The organism is Clostridium sardiniense, assembly GCF_019753795.1.
Taxonomy (GTDB): Bacteria; Bacillota; Clostridia; order Clostridiales; family Clostridiaceae; genus Clostridium; species Clostridium sardiniense.
On the sequence record NZ_JAIKTU010000038.1, the window covers coordinates 1 to 1,413 of the forward strand.

General features: G+C 51.1%; 1 rRNA gene. It reads right to left on the reverse strand.

From position 1 onward, the window contains the following. Positions 1 to 1,413 (reverse strand): 23S ribosomal RNA (locus K5V21_RS18980); the annotation flags it as partial.

The following is a 1,413-nucleotide window of genomic DNA, read 5'->3' on the forward strand; positions in this document are numbered from 1 at the left end:
CGTCGATGTGAACTCTTGGGGGAGATCAGCCTGTTATCCCCGAGGTAGCTTTTATCCGTTGAGCGATGGCCCTCCCACGAGGTACCACCGGATCACTAAGCCCGACTTTCGTCCCTGCTCCACTTGTAGGTGTCGCAGTCAGGCTCCCTTCTGCCTTTGCACTCTACGAACGATTTCCGACCGTTCTGAGGGAACCTTTGGGCGCCTCCGTTACTTTTTAGGAGGCGACCGCCCCAGTCAAACTGCCCACCTAACAATGTCCAGTCACCAGATTCATGGCGTCCTGTTAGAACTCCAGTAATATCAGGGTGGTATCCCAAGGATGACTCCATCAAGACTGACGTCCTGATTTCCCAGTCTCCCACCTATCCTGTACAGATAATACCGAAATTCAATGCTAAGCTACAGTAAAGCTCTACGGGGTCTTTCCGTCCAATCGCGGGTAGCGAGCATCTTCACTCGCACTACAACTTCGCCGGATTTGCAGTTGAGACAGTGCCCAAGTCATTACGCCATTCGTGCGGGTCAGAACTTACCTGACAAGGAATTTCGCTACCTTAGGACCGTTATAGTTACGGCCGCCGTTTACTGGGGCTTAAGTTCACACCTTCGCTTGCGCTAAGTGTTCCCCTTAACCTTCCAGCACCGGGCAGGCGTCAGCCCCTATACATCAGCTTTCGCTTTAGCAGAGACCTGTGTTTTTGCTAAACAGTTGCTTGGGCCTATTCTCTGCGGCCTGCTCTCGCAGGCACCCCTTCTCCCGAAGTTACGGGGTCAATTTGCCTAGTTCCTTAACTGCAATTCTTCCGCGGGCCTTAGGATTCTCTCCTCATCTACCTGTGTCGGTTTGCGGTACGGGCACTATTTTTCTCTCTAGATGCTTTTCTTGGAAGCATGGAATCAGATACTTCGGTTCCGTAGAACCTTCCCCATCACGCCTCAGGATTGTTAAAGCGGATTTGCCTACCTTAACTCCCTAAACGCTTAGACTAGCATCCAATAGCTAGCACATCCTATCCTTCTCCGTCACACCATCGATAATAACGATAATAGTGGTATCGGAATATCAACCGATTGTCCATCACCTACGCCTTTCGGCCTCGGCTTAGGTCCCGACTAACCCTCAGCGGACGAACCTTCCTGAGGAAACCTTAGATTTTCGGCCTGTGGGATTCTCACCCACATCTCGCTACTGATGCCAACATTCTCACTTGTAATCAGTCCACCGCTCCTTACGGTACGACTTCAGCCCGATTACAACGCTCCTCTACCGCTCACACAAAGTGTGAACCCGTAGCTTCGGTGGTAAGTTTAGCCCCGTTACATTTTCGGCGCAGGATCTCTCGACTAGTGAGCTATTACGCACTCTTTCAATGAGTGGCTGCTTCTAAGCCAACATCCTAGTTGTCTTAG